Source organism: Candidatus Aminicenantes bacterium (assembly GCA_026393855.1).
In the GTDB taxonomy this organism is placed as follows: Bacteria; Acidobacteriota; Aminicenantia; order Aminicenantales; family UBA4085; genus UBA4085.
Genome location: JAPKZJ010000041.1, coordinates 1 through 1,511 on the forward strand (window position 1 = coordinate 1; position 1,511 = coordinate 1,511).

A 1,511-nucleotide genomic window follows, 5' to 3' on the forward strand; every position below is an offset into this window, starting at 1 on the left:
TTCGTTGCATTTGGCCGGGCGATTCCTTATCATCATGCGGAAGTATGGATTCCCGACCAATCAAGGACAAATCCATGATCGCTCGCTTTTCCCGATGCCTCGCCTCCGCCGCGATATTCGCGCTGGTCGTCGCCTCAACCCTAACGGCTCCTGCGGCGGCCGCCGGGCAATTCAGAAGGGCTGAAGCGCCCGTCAAGCCCTCTGTCGTCAAAGTGCCCGGCGACCTCTCGGGCCATTGGATGATGCGCCTGGACCCTGCCGATAAAGGCCTAGTCGAGCGCTGGTTTGAAAAGACCCTGCCGGTGGATCTCATCAAGGTCGTGCGGCTGCCCGGCTCGCTGACCGAGGCGGGGATGGGGGACGACGTCACTGTCGACACCAAGTGGACCGGCGGCATCGTGGACAAGTCCTGGTTCACCGCCCCCGAGTACGCCCCTTACCGAAAGCCCGGCTCCATTAAAGTTCCGTTTTGGCTCAACCCGACCAAGCACTATGTCGGGCCGGCTTGGTATCAGCGGGAGATTTCGGTTCCCAAGTCCTGGAAGGGTCGTCGCATCCTCCTGACGCTGGAGCGTGTCCATTGGGAAACCAAGGTCTGGGTCGACGGCAACGAGGCCGGAACTTGCGACAGCCTCAGCACGCCGCACGACTACGACCTGACCCGCCTGGGGTTACCCGGCCGCCACCGCCTGCTCATCCGGGTCGACAACCGGATCAAGGAGATCGACGTCGGCGAAAACGCCCACAGCGTCTCCGACCACACCCAGACGAACTGGAACGGCATCGTCGGCCGCATCACCCTGGCGGCGGGATCGGCCCTGTATATCGACGAAGTCCGCGTCGATCCCGATGTCCCCGGACGCAAAGCCCGCGTCACGGTCGCCCTGGTCAACGCGACGGGCCGGGTCCATACGGGCAACATGGTCCTGACCGCGAGCCGCCCCAACGCCCCCGGGACCGCCCCGGTGGCGCCGCTCTATGTGCGCTTTTCGGCCGCCGAGGGCCGTTCCGAGACGTCGGTCGATTATCCCCTCGGGCCCGACGCGGCCCTTTGGGACGAGTTCTCGCCGAGCGTCTATGCCCTGACCGTCTCGGTCCGCGGGCTTGTGGCCGCGATCCAGGACGACAAGACGATCCGCTTCGGCCTGCGCGAATTCAAAGCCCAGGGGACCCGCTTCCTTGTCAACGGCCGGCCCGTCTTTTTGCGGGGCACCTTGGAATGCTGCATCTTCCCCAAGACCGGCTATCCGCCGATGACCCAGGATGAATGGTGGCGGATCTGCCAAGTGGCCAAGGCCCACGGCCTCAACCACATTCGATTCCATTCCTGGTGCCCCCCGGAGGCCGCCTTCGACGCCGCCGACGAGGCCGGGATCTATCTCTACGTCGAATGCCCGCTGTGGGCCGAGATCGGCGACGGCAAGCCGATCGACGCTTGGCTCTATAAAGAGAGCGAGCGGATCGTCAAGGCCTACGGCAATCATCCCTCGTTCTGCATGATGTCCTACGGC

The 1,511-nt window shown here is 64.2% G+C and carries 1 protein-coding gene; it reads left to right on the forward strand.

Translation table 11 applies throughout. The features are described 5' to 3' along the window. Positions 1-74: 74 nt before the first annotated feature. Positions 75-1,511 (forward strand): hypothetical protein (locus tag NTZ26_05010; protein ID MCX6559855.1); only part of this gene is annotated, 1,437 nt, incomplete at its 3' end.